This window comes from Microbacterium testaceum, from assembly GCF_001476655.1.
GTDB classification, from domain to species: domain Bacteria; phylum Actinomycetota; class Actinomycetes; order Actinomycetales; family Microbacteriaceae; genus Microbacterium; species Microbacterium testaceum_C.
Genome location: NZ_LDRT01000033.1, coordinates 1 through 15,952, shown reverse-complemented (window position 1 = coordinate 15,952; position 15,952 = coordinate 1). Strand labels below are relative to the sequence as shown.

At 68.7% G+C, this 15,952-nt stretch carries 27 protein-coding genes; 25 read left to right on the top strand and 2 right to left on the bottom strand.

Annotation, left to right across the window (positions count from 1 at the left end):
- The first annotated feature begins 264 nt into the window (after positions 1-264).
- From NS220_RS06100 to NS220_RS06025, 16 genes are read left to right on the top strand one after another with little or no spacing between them, the layout of a single operon-like run.
- Positions 265-969: a hypothetical protein gene (locus NS220_RS06100; protein ID WP_153004177.1), complete on the top strand. Its 705-nt coding sequence runs from the start codon at positions 265-267 to the stop codon at positions 967-969.
- Positions 966-2,030, top strand: a complete 1,065-nt coding sequence (locus NS220_RS06095; RefSeq protein ID WP_058623197.1) for a YqaJ viral recombinase family protein — start codon at positions 966-968, stop codon at positions 2,028-2,030. Before NS220_RS06100 ends, NS220_RS06095 begins: the two co-directional genes overlap by 4 nt.
- Positions 2,027-2,962 (top strand): phage recombination protein Bet, encoded by a 936-nt coding sequence (gene bet, locus NS220_RS06090; protein WP_058623196.1) that lies wholly within the window; start codon positions 2,027-2,029, stop codon positions 2,960-2,962. The genes NS220_RS06095 and bet overlap by 4 nt, the downstream gene beginning before the upstream one ends.
- Positions 2,959-3,333, top strand: coding sequence for a hypothetical protein (locus tag NS220_RS06085; protein WP_058623195.1), 375 nt, complete (start codon positions 2,959-2,961; stop codon positions 3,331-3,333). Before bet ends, NS220_RS06085 begins: the two co-directional genes overlap by 4 nt.
- On the top strand, positions 3,330-3,812 hold the full coding sequence (locus NS220_RS06080; protein ID WP_058623194.1) for a hypothetical protein: 483 nt from the start codon (positions 3,330-3,332) through the stop codon (positions 3,810-3,812). The genes NS220_RS06085 and NS220_RS06080 overlap by 4 nt, the downstream gene beginning before the upstream one ends.
- Positions 3,812-4,222, top strand: coding sequence for a hypothetical protein (locus NS220_RS06075; RefSeq protein ID WP_058623193.1), 411 nt, complete (start codon positions 3,812-3,814; stop codon positions 4,220-4,222). Before NS220_RS06080 ends, NS220_RS06075 begins: the two co-directional genes overlap by 1 nt.
- Positions 4,162-4,992 carry a hypothetical protein gene (locus NS220_RS06070; RefSeq protein ID WP_206542995.1) on the top strand — a complete coding sequence of 277 codons (831 nt, stop codon included), beginning with the start codon at positions 4,162-4,164 and terminating at the stop codon, positions 4,990-4,992. The genes NS220_RS06075 and NS220_RS06070 overlap by 61 nt, the downstream gene beginning before the upstream one ends.
- 17 nt (positions 4,993-5,009) lie before the next feature.
- Positions 5,010-5,357 (top strand): hypothetical protein, encoded by a 348-nt coding sequence (locus NS220_RS06065; protein ID WP_153004176.1) that lies wholly within the window; start codon positions 5,010-5,012, stop codon positions 5,355-5,357.
- Complete coding sequence (locus NS220_RS06060; protein ID WP_058623190.1) at positions 5,350-6,687, top strand: replicative DNA helicase; 1,338 nt, start codon at positions 5,350-5,352, stop codon at positions 6,685-6,687. Before NS220_RS06065 ends, NS220_RS06060 begins: the two co-directional genes overlap by 8 nt.
- Positions 6,678-7,064: a single-stranded DNA-binding protein gene (locus NS220_RS06055; RefSeq protein ID WP_193755284.1), complete on the top strand. Its 387-nt coding sequence runs from the start codon at positions 6,678-6,680 to the stop codon at positions 7,062-7,064. The genes NS220_RS06060 and NS220_RS06055 overlap by 10 nt, the downstream gene beginning before the upstream one ends.
- Positions 7,064-7,282: a hypothetical protein gene (locus tag NS220_RS06050; RefSeq protein ID WP_058623188.1), complete on the top strand. Its 219-nt coding sequence runs from the start codon at positions 7,064-7,066 to the stop codon at positions 7,280-7,282. The genes NS220_RS06055 and NS220_RS06050 overlap by 1 nt, the downstream gene beginning before the upstream one ends.
- Positions 7,279-7,620, top strand: a complete 342-nt coding sequence (locus NS220_RS06045) for a hypothetical protein (RefSeq protein WP_058623187.1) — start codon at positions 7,279-7,281, stop codon at positions 7,618-7,620. Before NS220_RS06050 ends, NS220_RS06045 begins: the two co-directional genes overlap by 4 nt.
- On the top strand, positions 7,617-7,883 hold the full coding sequence (locus tag NS220_RS06040; RefSeq protein WP_058623186.1) for a hypothetical protein: 267 nt from the start codon (positions 7,617-7,619) through the stop codon (positions 7,881-7,883). The genes NS220_RS06045 and NS220_RS06040 overlap by 4 nt, the downstream gene beginning before the upstream one ends.
- The gene (locus tag NS220_RS06035; RefSeq protein WP_058623185.1) at positions 7,883-8,305 is read left to right on the top strand and encodes a hypothetical protein; all 423 of its coding nucleotides are present in this window, start codon (positions 7,883-7,885) and stop codon (positions 8,303-8,305) included. Before NS220_RS06040 ends, NS220_RS06035 begins: the two co-directional genes overlap by 1 nt.
- Positions 8,302-8,568: a glutaredoxin family protein gene (locus NS220_RS06030; RefSeq protein WP_058623184.1), complete on the top strand. Its 267-nt coding sequence runs from the start codon at positions 8,302-8,304 to the stop codon at positions 8,566-8,568. The genes NS220_RS06035 and NS220_RS06030 overlap by 4 nt, the downstream gene beginning before the upstream one ends.
- Entirely contained in the window at positions 8,565-11,192 is a 2,628-nt protein-coding gene (locus NS220_RS06025) for a DNA methyltransferase (RefSeq protein ID WP_058623183.1), read from the top strand. The genes NS220_RS06030 and NS220_RS06025 overlap by 4 nt, the downstream gene beginning before the upstream one ends.
- A 5-nt stretch (positions 11,193-11,197) precedes the next feature.
- On the opposite strand, the gene NS220_RS06020 is transcribed toward NS220_RS06025, so the two are convergent.
- Positions 11,198-11,551 (bottom strand): hypothetical protein, encoded by a 354-nt coding sequence (locus tag NS220_RS06020; protein WP_058623182.1) that lies wholly within the window; start codon positions 11,549-11,551, stop codon positions 11,198-11,200.
- A 26-nt stretch (positions 11,552-11,577) separates the two neighbouring features.
- On the opposite strand from NS220_RS06020, the gene NS220_RS06015 reads away from it, so the two are divergent.
- The 7 genes from NS220_RS06015 to NS220_RS05985 all read left to right on the top strand — a co-directional run bounded on the left by NS220_RS06015 (position 11,578) and on the right by NS220_RS05985 (position 15,035).
- The gene (locus NS220_RS06015) at positions 11,578-11,823 is read left to right on the top strand and encodes a hypothetical protein (RefSeq protein WP_058623181.1); all 246 of its coding nucleotides are present in this window, start codon (positions 11,578-11,580) and stop codon (positions 11,821-11,823) included.
- Positions 11,820-12,356, top strand: a complete 537-nt coding sequence (locus NS220_RS06010; protein WP_058623180.1) for an ASCH domain-containing protein — start codon at positions 11,820-11,822, stop codon at positions 12,354-12,356. The genes NS220_RS06015 and NS220_RS06010 overlap by 4 nt, the downstream gene beginning before the upstream one ends.
- Positions 12,353-12,967: a hypothetical protein gene (locus NS220_RS06005; protein WP_058623179.1), complete on the top strand. Its 615-nt coding sequence runs from the start codon at positions 12,353-12,355 to the stop codon at positions 12,965-12,967. Before NS220_RS06010 ends, NS220_RS06005 begins: the two co-directional genes overlap by 4 nt.
- Positions 12,968-13,470: 503 nt before the next feature.
- Entirely contained in the window at positions 13,471-13,659 is a 189-nt protein-coding gene (locus tag NS220_RS06000; protein ID WP_058623178.1) for a hypothetical protein, read from the top strand.
- Between the two features lie 3 nt (positions 13,660-13,662).
- On the top strand, positions 13,663-13,920 hold the full coding sequence (locus NS220_RS05995; RefSeq protein ID WP_058623177.1) for a hypothetical protein: 258 nt from the start codon (positions 13,663-13,665) through the stop codon (positions 13,918-13,920).
- A gap of 198 nt (positions 13,921-14,118) precedes the next feature.
- Positions 14,119-14,463 carry a hypothetical protein gene (locus tag NS220_RS05990; RefSeq protein WP_206542994.1) on the top strand — a complete coding sequence of 115 codons (345 nt, stop codon included), beginning with the start codon at positions 14,119-14,121 and terminating at the stop codon, positions 14,461-14,463.
- 209 nt (positions 14,464-14,672) lie between these two features.
- Complete coding sequence (locus NS220_RS05985; RefSeq protein ID WP_242864544.1) at positions 14,673-15,035, top strand: HNH endonuclease; 363 nt, start codon at positions 14,673-14,675, stop codon at positions 15,033-15,035.
- Between the two features lie 26 nt (positions 15,036-15,061).
- Here NS220_RS05985 and NS220_RS20015 read toward each other — a convergent pair whose 3' ends face one another.
- On the bottom strand, positions 15,062-15,208 hold the full coding sequence (locus tag NS220_RS20015) for a hypothetical protein (RefSeq protein WP_193755283.1): 147 nt from the start codon (positions 15,206-15,208) through the stop codon (positions 15,062-15,064).
- Between NS220_RS20015 and NS220_RS05980 the strand changes: the two genes are divergently transcribed.
- Both NS220_RS05980 and NS220_RS05975 read left to right on the top strand, forming a co-directional pair.
- The gene (locus NS220_RS05980; protein WP_058623175.1) at positions 15,207-15,551 is read left to right on the top strand and encodes a hypothetical protein; all 345 of its coding nucleotides are present in this window, start codon (positions 15,207-15,209) and stop codon (positions 15,549-15,551) included. The two genes, NS220_RS20015 and NS220_RS05980, sit on opposite strands and share 2 nt — an antisense overlap.
- Complete coding sequence (locus tag NS220_RS05975) at positions 15,548-15,901, top strand: hypothetical protein (protein ID WP_058623174.1); 354 nt, start codon at positions 15,548-15,550, stop codon at positions 15,899-15,901. The genes NS220_RS05980 and NS220_RS05975 overlap by 4 nt, the downstream gene beginning before the upstream one ends.
- The last annotated feature ends 51 nt before the right edge of the window (positions 15,902-15,952 follow it).

Genomic DNA, 15,952 nt, shown 5'->3' with positions numbered 1-15,952 from the left:
GCTACGTCGCGGCAGGCGAGGCGCTGCTGGCGGTCGTCGCTTATCTCATCGGCTCTCCCAGCAACACCCACGCGGGCGCTGGCTTCGCGATCATCGCGGCTCTCGCCCTCATCACATCGATTGCACTGCACGTCATCTACCGAAAGAGGAAACACCAATGGGCGATATCGGAAAGCCCCTGAAGCACATCGAGCTGGAGCCGGTCGAGGCACCGGCGACAGCACCCGCGCCGGTCGAGGCGCCCGTGGAAGAGCCGGTGCCAGCGTGAGCGGCCGGAGCATCCCGGGCGGCCCGAGGGGCGTGAACCCGAACTTCTTCACGCGAGCGCTCGATGAGGCCACGATCCGCGCCTTGATGGGTCACCCCCCGCAGGTCGCTTCCAAGGCTTCCGCGGCGCCGGCGCCGACCAAGCGCCCCGCGGGTGAGTTCGACGGGCACGAGCGAGAGTTCGCTGCGGGCGTCGTAACGGGCACTCGCTCATTCGACGTCGACAAGCTGGGTCGCCTCATCGGTGTCGCCTTCGCGACAGTGTGGCGGCCAGGAGAGAACATCGCGCGCTGCATGCAGCGTCCTGACCCCATGGCCTACCTGACCGGTCGGGAGCCCGGGAAGTTGCGCGAGGCGTCCCGTGCGCCCCACTCGCTCGCTGATTGCCCGCATGGCTTTTACGGCTACTACGAGGGTTCGAACGATTACTACGAGCCGGGTCGCGTCATGGCTGTCGTCGAGGCGTACGGCGAGACGGTCATCGGCACCCGCGGGTTCCGTGCGTCGAAGGCGCGGATCGTGGCGATGCACATCCCCTCGGACATCAGCGTGGGTACCCGACGCCTCGTGACGCGGAACTACCCGGACGTGCCGCTGTTCGACTCGTTCTCCGCGATGGTCGCCGAGTTCCCGCCCGACGACGGCGGTGAGGGCTTGAGCCCCGACAACGATCCCGACTTCTGGACTCGGGAGGCCTCATGACCACGGCATCCGTCTTCACTCCGCCCGCCGTCGCCGCCCTCATGGCGCGCGCCGGTGCCTCCGACCAGGACCGCGCGGCGTGGCTCGCCGAGCGCCTCGCCGGGCTGACCGCCACCGAGGTGGCCGGGCTCGCCGTCGGGAAGAAGCGCCAGGGCGAGCTCGTCGACCTGAAGCTCGGGCTCAAGGAGGACACGTTCAACGGCAACGCGTACACCGAGTGGGGCAAGCTGCGCGAACCGTTCCTCGCGTCCGCCGCCGAGCGCCGCGGGATCCTGCCCGAGTCGCGCGTCTTCCACCACGCCGAGAACCGTCGGTGGCTGGCATCCCCCGATGGTGTCGGCACGAACTTCGACGGTGAGCTGCAGCTCGGCGAGTACAAGACGTCAGGTCACGACCTGACGCCGGGCACGCCGACGTTCGACCGCACGGGCTACCTCGAGCAGATGACGTGGGCGATGCTCGTCGCCGGCGCGCGCCGCTGCCTGTTCATCTGGGAGGAGCGCCTCGGTACGCCGGAGACGGGCTTCGAGGCGGGCCGCCAGTACGAGTACTGGATCGAGTTCGACGAGGCGCTGGCGAAGCGGTTGGTGACGATCGCGAAGCGGTTCTTCACCGCGCTCGACAAGAAGCGGGCCGAGGTCGAGGCAGGGAACGTCACGGCGCCCGTCGTCGATCCGGTGCTCGACGTCCTCGCGATCGACGTCTTGGCGGGGCGTCGTGAGGAGGCCGCGGGGAAGCGGAAGAAGGAGACGGCCTGGAAGCAGCTCCAGGCCGAGCTCGCCGACCGTGACGAGCTGTCGCAGCGGTCGTCCGCAGCGCAGGTCACCTGGGTGCCCGGGGTCGAGTCGACCGTGCCGACGCGCTTCGTCGACAGCGTGGGCGCGCAGAAGGCGCACCCGGTCGCGTGGGCCGCGGTCGAGGCGGCTCGCGCGCAGCTCGCCGAGGTCGAGAGCTACTGGGCCGAGTGCCTGGCGGATTTCACCACCACCACCGATCAGCCGGTGACGTCGAAGCCGAGCTTGACGGTCACCGAAGTGAAGACGAAGGGGGACGCGGCATGACCGCTCTCGCGACGCTGCCGACCAGCAGCGACAACAGCACCTGGAGCCCGGAGGAGCGCGCGCTCGTCGAGGCCGCCGGGCTGGTGCACACGGACGCGCAGTCGGGGACCAAGACGCTCGCCGAGCGCCCCGTCGTCGCGGCGTTCCTTCAGCACTGCGCCCGGACGGGCCTGGACCCGATCGCGCGGCAGATCTACTCGATCGCGCGGAAGTCCAAGGGTCAGCTCAAGTGGCAGATCCAGATCAGCATCGACGGCGCCCGCCTCGTCGCCGAGCGCTCCGGTCAGTACGAGGGACAGACGACGCCCGAGTTCACCGCCGACGGCATCACCTGGACGCAGGTCTGGCTGGCCGCCGAGCCTCCGAAGGCTGCCCGCGTCGGCGTGTACCGCCGCGGGTTCCGGGACGCGCTCTACGCGATCGCGCTCTGGGACGCCTACGTGCAGAAGACGTACAACGGCGACGTCACCGAGATGTGGCGGAAGATGGGCCCGCTGATGCTGGCGAAGTGCGCCGAGATGCTCGCACTGCGCAAGGCGTTCCCGCAGGATCTGTCGGGGCTGTACTCGTCGGAGGAGATGGCTCAGGCTGACCGGCCCGCGCCGGCCGAGCAGCAGAGCCAGGTCGCGCCCACGCCTCCCGTGGAACAGCAGGCTGCCCCGGCTGAGGCGCGGATGCCGTCTCAGGACTGGCTCGCGCAGGCGAACGCCGCGCGCTCGCGCGAGGAGCTGCGCCCGGTCTTCGCTGCGGCGCAGGATGCGGGCGATCTCGACGTGATGATCGGCGATGGCCGCGCGCTCCGCGCGTATCTGTGGGAGTTGCGCGAGCGGCTGCCCGAGAAGGCTGAGGACGTCGTGGACGCCGAGGTCGTGCCCGACGAACCCGCGGCCGAGCCGGTGCACGACTGGCCCACCGCCGAGGTGCCCGCGTGAGCGCACTGACCGCTCCCGTCGAGGACGGGGTGCGCGACTACCTATGGACCCCGGTCAACTTCGGTGAGGACACCGAGCGGCAGCGTGTCGCGGAGGCCGATGCGTTCCGCGCGGGCGTCGAGTGGGCGCAGGCCCACACCGACGGTCGAGTGCTGGCCGGGCTCATCCCAGGTCCGATCGAGGCTCGTCTGCTGCGGATCGGCGACCGCGTTCGCGTCGTGCACGGTGAGGCCACCGTGATCTCGAAGCGCGAGCACGGTCGACCCGGGTCGGTGTACATCGGCACGCGCACGGACGGTGGCGCTGAGGTCGTGCACGAGTTCCGGACGACCGAGCGCGTGCACGTGATCTCGGGGGCGACGGCCGCGTGAACACCATCCACCCCGCCGTCGCGGCGACGTTGCGCAGCATCATCGGCCTTGAGGTCGATGACGCGGATCCGCTGCACCGGAAGCTCGCGAAGACGATCACCGACCTGGGTCCGGGCGCTACCTACGGGCAGCGGATCGTGGCGCTGCGGTTCGACTTCGCGTGGGAGCTGCGCACGGCGGGGAAGGTGTTCGGCGACGCGAAGGGCGAGTACGAGGTCACGAAGTCGAAGCGGGTCGTCGAGATCACCGAGAAGGCTGCGCTCGAAGAGCGGAAGATCACGCTCGGGCTCGCCGAGCACATGGCCGAGGCGGAGCTGTACGAGCTCAAGCTGACGTACCTCGTGGCCGAGCAGCGCGAGCGCGCGATGCGGAAGTTCCTCGAAGCGCTCGACGCGGCGCTCGACAACCACCGCACCGACCGTGCCGACTCGCGTGCCGTCGACCGGGCGTCGGCGCAGGGCTACGGCGGGGGTGCCTGATGGCCGCGGGGGAGTTCACCGCGGCGACGGTGCGGCGCGTGTTCTTCGAGCGGGACGGGGCGGCGTGCTTCCTCTGTCGCGCGCCGCTCCGCTTCGAGGACCGCGGCATCGGCTGGTCGATGCATCACCGGAAGCCGCGCGGTGCCGGCGGCGTGAAGGGCCGCGGGGCGGAGGTGTTCTCTTCCGCCGCGAACGCGCTGACGCTCTGCGGATCCGGGACGACCGGATGCCACGGCGAGGCCGAGAAGAACCGGGACGTCGCGCTCGATCGGGGCGTGCTGATCTCGCGCCTCGGCAGGGGCCCGGCGTTCGACCCGCCGCAGGTGCGGGTGCAGAGGAATGACAAGACGTGGTGGCTGCTCACGGAGAGCGGCCGAGCAATCGAAGTGGAGAGCAAGTCATGGGCGTGAGGCGCACGCACCTCGAGTTCGAGGGGCAGTTCACGCAGGTCCCGAATGCCTGGGCGCGCGACGAGAGGCTGTCGCGGAAGGCGCGCGGGCTGCTGGTCGAGATCATGTCGCACCGGGTCGGGTGGCACGTGTCGGTGTCGGGGCTTCAAGATGCCGGCACCGAGGGCCGGGACGCGATCAAGTCGGCGCTCGTGGAGCTGAAGGAGAACGGCTACCTCGTGGTGTCGCAGGGCCGCGGTGAGCGTGGCCGGTTCGGCGAGGTGGAGTACGAGCTGCATGACCCGGCGACCGGTGACGGATTATCCGCTCACGGTGCCACCGCTGACGGATTTGCCGCTAACGGGTCAACCGCGGGCGGATCAACCGCTAGCGGAAAATCCGCACCCTATAAGAACACCAGTCCTATAGAAGACCATCTGGAAGAAGACCATCCAGAAGAAGCAGCGATTGAGCTTCGCGCGATGGCGTCGTTCGAAGACTTCTGGGCGGTGTGGCCGAAGAAGGTCGCGAAGCCGGATGCGAAGCGCGCGTGGGACAAGGTCACGGTGGTCGTCGAGGGCGAGCAGATCATCGCCGCGGCGATCGCGTACCGAGACAACCCCGGCATCCCGGATCGGCAGTTCATCCCCTACCCGGCGACGTGGCTGAACCGCGCGGGCTGGGATGACGAGCTGCCCGAGCCCCGTGAGCAGCGGATGGGCGCTGTCGACGCTGGCCGTCGCGCCGCCGAGATCCTGGCCGAGCACGACCGTCTGGCGGTCGGGGCGTGAACGCGCAAGAAGCAAACGTGCTGCTCACGAAGGCTGCGCTCCTCGATGGGCGGTTCCGTCGCGCGCCCGAGGATCTCGCGCAGATGGCGATCGAGTGGTCGGTCGTCCTCTCTGACGTGACCCTGGATGCCGCGATCGACGCGGTGCGGATCCACTACCGCGGCAACGTGCAGATGCTGATGCCCGCCGACGTGCTGGTCATCACGGAGGACATGGCCCCGGCTGACGGTGTGCGCCTCGCTGACGGCCCGGCATGGCTCCGCGCGCACGGTGTGAACGCCGAACAGTTTCAGGCCCGCGTTGAGGCGGGTGAGCGTCCGGCGCGTGTTCTGCGCGAGCTGGGTGTGGAGGTGCCCGGTGAGTGACGTCATGGTGCCGTACGACGTCGCGGCGGAGCGCGCGGTCCTCGGCTCGGCGATGCTGTCCACGGCCGTCCTCGACGATGTGCTGTCGGTGGTCGAGCCGGGCGACATGTATGACCCGAAGCACGAGACGGTGTTCGCGTCGATCCGACGCCTGCACGAGGTCGGCGCGCCGACGGATGTCGTCGCCGTGGTGGATGACCTGCTGCGCTCGGAGGAGGTGCGCGGCACCCTCGACGTCGGGTACGTGCACGAGCTGACCTCCGCGGTCGCGACGCCGGCGAGCGGTGCCTACTACGGCGACATCGTCCACCAGCACGCGATCCGTCGGCGTCTGCTCGAGGTCGGCATGAACATCGCACAGCTCGCGTCGAACACGGGCATCAGCGCCCTCGAGGCCGTCGAGATGTCGCGCGAGAAGGTCGACGGGATCGGAGCGAACGCGTCGGTCGATGTCCGCCAGTTCGGCGAGTACCTCTCGTCCTACGTGGACGGGCTGGAGGAGAAGCCGAAGTACGTGCCCACCCCGTGGTGGGAGATCAACAACCACCTCGGCGGGCTCCGCGCGGGCGGCCTGTACGTCGTCGGCGCGCGCCCCGGTCAGGGCAAGTCGATCCTCGGGCTTCAGATGGCGCTGCGCCTGGCGAAGGAAGGGCCCGTCGCGTTCTGCTCACTGGAGATGTCAAGGGACGACATCATGTCGCGCTGGGTGTCGCAGCTCGCGCAGGTGTCGCTGCACTCGCTCGTGAACCACGAGGTGTCGAAGGCGTCGTGGCAGAACCTCGCGATGGTGCGCTCGCAGATCGCGGAGACGCCGCTGTTCGTGTCGACGTCGGACGAGGTCGCGACCATCACCCAGGTCCGCGCGTTCGCCCGGTCGGTCGCGCGCCGTGCGCCGAAGGGGCAGCGCCTCGCGGGTGTCGTCGTCGACTACCTGCAGCTCCTGACGTCGGGGGAGCGCGTCGAGTCCCGACAGATCGAGGTCGCCGGGTTCTCCCGGTCGCTGAAGCTCCTCGCGCAGCTGCTCGGTGTGCCGGTGATCGCGCTGTCACAGCTCAACCGCGGGTCGACGACGCGGAAGTCGAACCGGCCGACGCTCGCGGACCTGCGTGAGTCCGGCGCGATCGAGCAGGACGCGGATGCGGTGATCCTGCTGCACCGCGACGAGGAGAACGCCCCGAGTCGGCTCGACGTCGACATCGCAAAGAACAGGCAGGGGCAGAACGGGCGCGTGTCGCTGACGTGGGAGGGCACCTTCTCTCGCGTCGTGTCGCGCCAATGGTCACCGTCGACGCTCGTCGACGACAACGGAGGGAACAGCACATGGCAGTGAAGACGATCGTCGGCCGACTCGGGGGAGTGCCCGAGGTCCGCGCCGCCGGCAGCAAGCACGTCGCCGCGTTCAGCGTCGCCGAGACGAAGCGCCGCTACAACCGCGAGACGAACCAGTGGGAGGACGACTTCACGATCTGGCACGACGTCGAGTCGTGGGATGCGCCGAACGCGATCGCGCAGCTCACGCGCGGAACGCTCGTGATCGTCGTCGGTGAGGAGCGCGACGCGTCGTACCAGAGCCGCGAGACCGGCAAGCAGGTCCGGAAGGTCGTGGTGCGCGCGAGCGCGGTCGGCCAGGTGGTGCGTGAGGCGAAGCCTCAGCAGTCGGGCGGTGGCGACTGGACGACGCCGGCCAACTCGGGGGAGCCGTTTTGATGGCGACCGCGAAGCCGCGCCGCACGCAGGTAGAGGCGATCGACAACCTCGCCGCCGAGATACGCCTGCACACGGAAGTCGTCGCCCTCTCGCTGCCGGTGGCGGTGCTGAGGCACGACGACAAGAACTACACGAACCCGGTCACCAAGGCCGAGGTCGAGGAGAAGAACCGGCGCCGCGCGGCTGTGCGCGCCGCCCTCGGATGGGAGCAGTCATGACCAAGCGAATCGACCACGCGCGAGTTGCGCAAGAGAACCTCGACGTCGTCGGCAGCAGACCCATGCTGCCAGAGGTGGCGGCGGTAACCGCAACCGCCGCTCTCGTGCACGCGACGCTCGCGCTCGTTGAGCAGCAGCGCATCGCCAACCTCATCGCTCTCGTCGCCCTGAGCGGGAACGAGAGCGTGCAGGAGTCGAGCTTCGATGAAGGTTCGACGCTGGCGTCCGCCGGAATGCACGCGCTGATCGAGTACGTGCGCACGCCGGCCACACCTTTCAGCGGCCCCGATGACGTGCCTGAGATCCGCCCCGACATTCGAGAGGGGCTCGGACTGTGAGCATCCAGACGGACATCACCGTGACGCTCGTCGAGGTCGAGGTGGGCGACGAGTACGACGTGCTGCTCACGGTGCGCGACCCGCTCCACCCCGACCAGGACGCCACCACCACCTCGCTCACGCCTGACCAGGTGGCAGAGCTGATCGATGAGCTGCGCACGACGGCGGCGGCCGCGCGTGAGGCCCGCGCGGAGGACGACGTCGCGCGCGCGGATGCCAAGGTCAGCCACGGCTTCGACATCGACTGGCCAGGGGTGTCGTGATGCCCATCGCCGGATACACGACGACGGTCGATGCGTCGAAGACTGCGAACGAGATCACGGGCATGCTCGCGAAGCGCGGCGCCGCCCGGGTCACGACGGACTACGACCAGCAGGGCAACGCGACTGGCCTCTCGTTCGAGCTGCGGACGGAGGTCGGCGTTCGGGCGTTCGCTCTGCCCATTCGCGCGGAGGGCGTGCTCGCCACGCTGAAGCGCGATCGGGCCGAGAAGCGCTACCTGACTCTGCATCAGGCGGAGCGCGTCGCGTGGCGTCTCGTGCGGGATTGGCTCCGCGCGCAGCTCGCGCTCATTGACGCGGGCTCGGTATCTCTCGACGAGATCTTCTTCCCCTGGATGGTCGCTCCGTCGGGAGGCACCATGCACGCGCTCTTCGTCGAGCAGCAGAAGGCGATCGGATCATGAGCGTCGTCACCGTCTGGACGAAGCCCGGGTGCGGCCCGTGCGCGGCCGTGAAGACCGCGCTCACCGCGGCGAAGGTCCCTTTCGTCGAGCGCGACCTCTCCGCGCCGGATGCCGCCGAAGACCTGAAGCGCTTCCAACGGCGCGGCCTGGCATCCACCCCCATCACCGAGTACAGCGTCAAGGCCGTGCCCGGGCTACTTCCTTCTGAGATCGGCGAGGTCATCGACCTCTGGCGATCCGACCACCACGTGGAGCAGACATGAACGCCCTCCTCACCTTGAACACGGGCAACGACGGCCGCGACTACGACTCGTTCCTGCGCGAGAAGGTGCGCTTCGACCGGTCCTACGGCTTCACCGTCCCCGACGACGCCCTGTCGCCGATCTTCCAGCCCGACCACCCGCTGTACCAGCCGCACCAGGCCGCCATCGTGCACTGGGCGGTCGAGGGCGGCCGCCGCGCGATCTTCGCCCGGTACGGGCTCGGCAAGTCGGTCATGCAGCTCGAAGTACTCCGCCTCATCGTGGAGCGCGCCACCGACCACGGCACCCCGGATGCGTTCGGTCGGCTCGTCCGCCGCGGGCTGATCGTCGCACCGCTCGGCGTCCGCTTCGACATCATCAACGACGGCCGCCGCCTGCTCGACACCGAGGTCCGGTTCGTCCGCACCACCGCCGAGATCGACCTCGCCTGGTCCGGCCTGTACGTCACGAACTACGAGTCCGTGCGCGACGCCAAGCTCGATGTCAGCCTGTTCGTCGCCGTGTCGCTCGACGAAGCCGCGGTCCTCCGCTCGTTCGACTCCGAGACGTACCAGAAGCTCGGGCCCGCGTTCGCTGTCGTCCCGTTCCGCTTCGTCGCCACCGCCACCCCCTCGCCGAACCGTCACAAGGAGCTCATCCACTACGCCGACTTCCTCGGCATCATGGACACCGGCCAGGCCCTCACCCGGTTCTTCAAGCGCGACTCCTCCGACGCGAACAACCTGCGCCTGCACCCCCACAAGCGCCGCGAGTTCTGGCTGTGGCTCAACACGTGGGCGTGCTTCATCCAGCGCCCGTCCGACCTCGGCTACTCCGACGCGGGCTACGTGCTGCCCGAGCTGCGCGTGCACTGGGACGAGGTGGAGGTCGGGATCCTCTCCGACCAGGTCGAGCGTGACGGGCAGGGTGTGCTCGTCCGCGGCGGTGCCATGTCGCTCGTCGATGCCGCGCGCGAGAAGCGTCGCACCCTCGACGCCCGTGTCGCTCGCGCGATGTCGATCGTGCGCGAGCACTTCGGTCGCCCCGTGCCCGGGCAGATCCTGCTGTGGTGCGACCTGAACGACGAGCAGGCTGCGCTCGAGAGAGCGCTCGTCGACGAGGGGCTGGCGTTCTCGTCCGTGCACGGCGGCCTCACTGACGACCAGATCGAGCAGCAACTCGGTGCTTGGCTCGCGGGGGAGACGTACGCACTCATCGGCAAGCCGGTGCAGCTCGGACGCGGGCTCAACCTGCAGCAGTGCAGCACGGCCGTGTTCGTCGGCATCACGCACAAGTACGAGCAGGTCGTGCAGGCCGTGCACCGCATCCACCGTTTCGGCCAGGTGCAGGAGTGCGACGTTCACCTGATCTACGCCGAGACCGAGTCCGAGGTCCGTGCGACGCTGCAGACGAAGTGGGCGGAGGACGATCGCCTCACCGACACGATGTCCGACGTCCTCCGCGAGTTCGGGCTGTCGGCATCCGCGATCTCCGCCGAGCTCACCCGTGCCATGGGCGTCGAGCGCGAGGTGCACACCGGCGAGGCGTGGATGATCGCGCTGAACGACTCGGTCGTCGAGGCGCGCGACCACCTCGAGCCGGACTCCGTCGGCCTGATGGTGACGAGCATCCCGTTCGGCAACCACTACGAGTACTCCCCGAACTACGCCGACTTCGGCCACACGGACGACAACGCGCACTTCTGGTGGCAGATGGACTACCTCACGCCGTCGCTGTACCGCGCGCTCATGCCCGGCCGGATCCTCGCCGTACACGTGAAGGACCGTCAGCTCTTCGGATCCGTGACCGGCGCCGGCGTCTACACGGTCAGCGAGCTGCACGCGGAGGCGATCGCCCACTACCGCCAGCACGGGTTCGACTACTACGGCGCCATCACCGTCACCACCGACGTCGTCCGCGAGAACAACCAGACGTACCGCCTCGCCTACTCGAAGATGCTCCGCGACCACACGCCCATGGGGGTCGGCTCACCCGAGTACGTGCTGCTCTTCCACAAGCCGCAGAGCGACCGGTCGAAGGGCTGGGGCGACGTCCGCGTCGTGAAGGACCGCGCGCAGTACTCCGTCGGCCGGTGGCAGATCGACGCGGCCGCGGACTGGCGCGCATCCGGCGACCGCCTGCTCAGCCTCGACGAGATTGCCGCGCTCGCCCCGGGCCTGCGCACGAAGCTCTTCACCGAGCAGTCGCTCCGCTCGGTCTACGACTACGAGCAGCACGTCGCGCTCGCCGAGCGGATGCTCGCCGCCAACGCGCTGCCAGGCACTTTCGCCGCGCTCGTGCCGGGGTCGCCCGCGCCGAACGTCTGGCACGACGTCCTCCGCATCGAGACGCTGAACAGCGAACAGAAGCGCCGCGCCGTCGAGAACCACATTTGCCCGTTCCCGCTCGAAATCCCGCGCCGCCTGATCGCCGAGTACTCCAACCCCGGTGACCTCGTCTACGACCCGTTCAGCGGCATCGGCTCAACCGTCCTTGAAGCGGTCCGCCAGGGGCGCCGTGGCTACGGCTCCGAGCTGAACCCGGCATCCGTCGCCGACTCGCTCGTGTACCTCGAGCGCCACGACCGCGAGCAGGACGTTCCGACGCTGTTCGACCTGCTCGACGCCGAATGGAGTGCCGCATGAACGCCCTAAACGACGTCGTCCTCGATGAGAACTGCGATCGTCATCCGCTCGCCGTCGGTCCACGTGATGTGGAGCGTGTCGCCTTCACCGCGGAGCAGCACGGGCACCATGCCGGGGCCGTTGCTGTACTCCTGGGGCTGACCGTCCAGCTTGATCTCCAGATCGACCGGGTTCGCTCGAACGGGCTTGAGAAGAGCGACGGTGCTCCAACCATTCCAGTAGCGCCGCAGACGGAGCGCCCGCCACGAGTTCGGCTCTGCCGTGTGCGCGTTCTCAATCGCGTCCTGCCTCTCCTGTGCGTCGTTGACCGCAGCGCGGTAGATGGGCTCGAAGGGCGGAGTGCCAGCGACATCAGTCATGCCCGAACTGTATCGGGAGTGTCGCGATGACCACCACGCGCCGCTTGACGGCAATCGACAAGGAGCGCATCGAAGCGCTGCGCGCAGAGGGTGTGCCGGCGTCATGGATCGCGGAGGACCTCCGCGTGCATACGCACACCGTCCAGAGCATGACGCCGGCGAACCCGGAGGAGGTCGCGGCCTGGCGGTCGGACTTCCAGCACATCAGAAAGGACCCGGAGCTGTTCGCGCTGCATTGCGAATTCGCCCCGGCGAGGAGGGGAAGAGCATGAGAGTCCTGACCGTTCGCCAGCCGTGGGCGTGGGCGATCATCCACGGCGGCAAGACCGTCGAGAACCGGACACGCAACCTCGCGGGCAGCTACCGCGGGCCGGTCGCCATCCATGCGGGTCTCGCCTACGACGAGGACGCGGTGATCTGGACGGGACCGGTGCCCACGCCGCTCGCAATCGACGAAGACGGCAGCCACCGCGAACCCCGCGGACACATCATCGGCGTCGTCGACCTCGTTGACGTGCACGCTGCGCTCGACTGCATGACGCAGGAACACGACGGCGACTGGAAGGTCTGCTCGGAGTGGAGCGAGCGCTCCGGCTACCACCTCGTGCTCGCGAACCCGCGCGCGCTCGACGAGCCGTTGCCGTGGAAGGGCGGGCTCGGACTACGCCGGTTGCCGCTCAGCGTGCACGGTGACGCGCTGATCGGACCCGTCGACGGGTGCACATGCGGTGCCGGCCGGATCTCGTACCAGCACGAGCCGATGTGCGGGTTCGAGCTCGTCGCGCACCTGAGGGCGACCGCATGAACGACATCGAAGGCCTGCTCACCGACGAAGAAGCAGCGGAGCGCGGATTCCAGGAGTGGAAGGCCCAGTACCTCTGGCACGTCGACCAGCTCCCCAACGTCCTACAGGCCGTCGGGACGGTCGCCATGGCCCCGCAAATGCTCCGTGCGGCGCAGCTCCGCGAGCGAGTCTCCGGAGGCGGTTTCATCGACAACATGCCGGTCGTCGACGGCCCCGAGTCGCGCTACGCGGCCGCGGTCTGGAATGCCCTCCGCGCCTACCTCACGGTCGCGTCCTCTCGGCTCGGCGTCGAGGCGCCCGAACTGCCTAAGTGGCTGCCCGACGACGTCGACCTCGCTCGGCGCTGGGCGTTCGTCGCGAACGAGTGGATGGCGGCGTGGGTGGATCACCTCCTGGACTGGCAGGATCTCGCGGCCGCGGAGAACGAGCTGTTCCGCCTCATTCGCCGCGCGCGTACGCGCCTCGACGCGGGCACCGTTCGCCGCGCGAAGCCAGAGGAGTGCGAGCTGTGCGGGGAGGATGCCGTGACCGTCGACTGGGTGGACGGTCCTGACGGCGCGGAGCTCGTGAAGGCGTGTCAGCGCTGCCACCATCGGCCGGGGGACGCGTGAGCGACGGGCCGATCGCGAAGGACCGTCGCGCCCACGTCGTACCGTTCGCATCAACGACCGACTCCGCTCGCGTCTGCGCACGAGGAAACGAGCCTGGGCGCGGATACTGCGGCCGCAAAGCGGCGGGAGCCAAGATCACCTCGGACTGGGCGGCGGTGGTCTGCAAGGACTGCGAGGCGGCTCGTCGGGCGGACTCGTAGCGTGTTGCGGCCGTCGAATACTTGCAGAAGTTATCCCCGAGGTGTGCACAACTCGGTCCACAACCCGAAACTTTCAACTCCCACTTCAACCAGAGTTTCCCCACTACCCCTGTGGAGAGCTTTTGCCGCGGAATTACGCGGATGTAGTTTCGTATTTCCCATCGAACCGAAACTTGTCCACAGCAGTCGTACACACGCTTTTCGGCGTGTCGACCAAACCCTCCACAGACTTATCCACAGGGCCGTTTGCTCGAACGTGCGTTCGCGAGGACGATGATCGCACCGACCTGAAAGGAGGTCAGCGTGCAGACCGAGCAGCGCATGTTCATCGCAGAAAACTTCCTCCGCATCCACCGCGCCGACCCGAATCCCACCGCCGCCACGGACACCTACTACCTGTGCGCCGCCGCGCGCTACGGCCTCTCCCTGGAACGCATCTCCGAGCTCAGCGGCATCCCGCTCAACCGCGTCGCAATCCTCGTGAACGGATAGCCCGTGGTCACCCTCACTTACCGCGAGGCCGCGACCCGCGTCCACCGGTCCCGCCGCACCATCCGCCACTGGCGGCTGCACGGGATGCGGATGGGCTGGGAGGTCCGAGACGGTCAGCGCGTGCGCGTCGTCGAGCTGGAGGTGCTGCTCGCCTGGTGGCGTCAGAGGCTCAAGAACGACCCCGTGCACCAGCAGCGCCTACGCGCGAAACGCGCCGCGCAGGCAGCCGCACGAGACTCCTCAGAACCAATTTCGAGCTGATGTTGACACCGCCCCGTTTGCCGCCCCTACATTCATGGTTAGCAAGGTGTCTGACACGGACACCACCCCGAAGGCCCCGCCGAGCACACCCGCTCCGGGGCCTTCGCCGTCCCACCCGAACCAGGACGACCCCGACCAGCGCGCCAACGCCGATCGGGGTCTGACCCACCATCGACGCCAATCGATCGGAGGGCTGCCGTGGAGCCTACCCACGGGCACCGACATGGCACTTTCGCCTCCGTCAACCGGGCCAATATCGCCCGTCTTCAGGAGCAGCGAGACCGTGCGGGCCTCACCCAACTCGCCGACGTGCTCGACACGTCACCCCACTCCGACGGGCCCGCCATCGCGCGGGAAGCCCGCGCCGCGGTCGACTGGATCGACACGACCACACCGCGCACCCTCGACGCCCACGATGCGGACGGCATCCGCGTAGGCGACATCCTCCGCTACGAGCGCGACGGATACACGCTCGAGGGCGTCGTCATCGACACCGACGGGCACACCGCCACCACCAACCTCGGCGACAGCGTCGCCATCTGATCCACCGGCCGGGAGTTCCGAGACGGCAGGCGTGCATGTTCGGGCGCGCCCCCACTCCTCCCGGCCGGTGTCTGACCGGCGTGAACGCGGAGCTGCCTGCCGCGAAGGACCCCACCATGCTCTCGAGCGGGGTACCTGCGCCATCCCTGAGGGGCGCCGATGGACCGACCACGGCGCCGGCGCCCCTCCCACACCAGCAGGGAGGGCACGTGGACGACGACTACACGCCGCCCGGCGCGACCCTCGGTCACGGCGTCGTCGCGGCGCGTAAGAACACTCGCCGCATGCACGAGCTGCGCACCGAGTTCTTCGACGAGGGGAAACGCCTCGACGCTGAGGGCGACCCGGACGCGAACTGCCACATCTGCAAGGCCCGAATCGACTACGACGCCGCCCCCGGCACGACACCCGAGTCGCACAACCTCGACCACTACTACCCGGTCAGCACGCACCCCGAGCTGCAGGAGGACTGGGACAACTTCCGCCACGCGCACACCCTGTGCAACCAGACCCGCGGCAACGGCTCGATCGACGGGGGAGGGCTCGGCGAGCTCGTCCCCGACTGGTGGTGAGCATGGCCGGATCCACCTGGGAAGAGCTACGCGATGCCGAGCAGCTCGCGTACGACCGCCGCCGCGCAGCGACTCACCACGGCGCGCACCGACAGCTCGACGCAGAGCGCGCCGAACGAAGCCTCGCTCGCCTGGAGATGGGCGACGACCTCGACGACTGAGGAGACACCCATGAACCACCGCACCGTCCTGGAGCGCGCCGACCACTCGGGATTCCACATGGTCGTCAACGGCCGCCACCCGGTGGGCTACTGCGCCGACCACGCACCGCATGAAACGGAGGCGGAGGCGCGCGAGTGCTTCGGCCAGTACCAGCGCGATCGAGTGCGCGAGCGCGGCCAGGCGAGCTGGACGACCTGCATGCTCAAGGGCTGCACCGCACCCGCGCGGCGTGTCTTCGAGATCGAGGGCGACGGGTACGCACTCGCCGTGCTCTGCGAGGAGCACGCGACCAAGGAGAACGCCATGCAGGTGATGCACCTCGACGGCCCCGCCGGGGACGCGTGGTTCTCATGAACCGATACGCAGCCGCAGGGATCAACGGGGACGCGCTCAAAGGGAAGCGCATCATCGTCATCACACGAGACGGGAAGGCCTCGCGGGAGGCGCTCGAGCAGATCGCTCAGGCCGCACCTCTCGGCGTGGACATCACGGTCCGCCGAGCGAACGGCGCGGAGAGGATCAGCTACCCCACCACAGGGGGAGAGGTCTTCATCCGCTCGTACCGCCAGGGTGCCCGTGGCGTGAGTGCCGACATCCTCTACCTGGATGACGCCGTCGACGCCCTCGTGCGCTCCACCGACGCCTGGACATCCCTGTACGCCTCTGTCGCGACCTCCCAGCACGCCGAGGTCATCCGAGCCTGACCCACGCCACCGAGCCCCCGGCAGAGGGCCGGGCCGGGGCCGACCCCCACC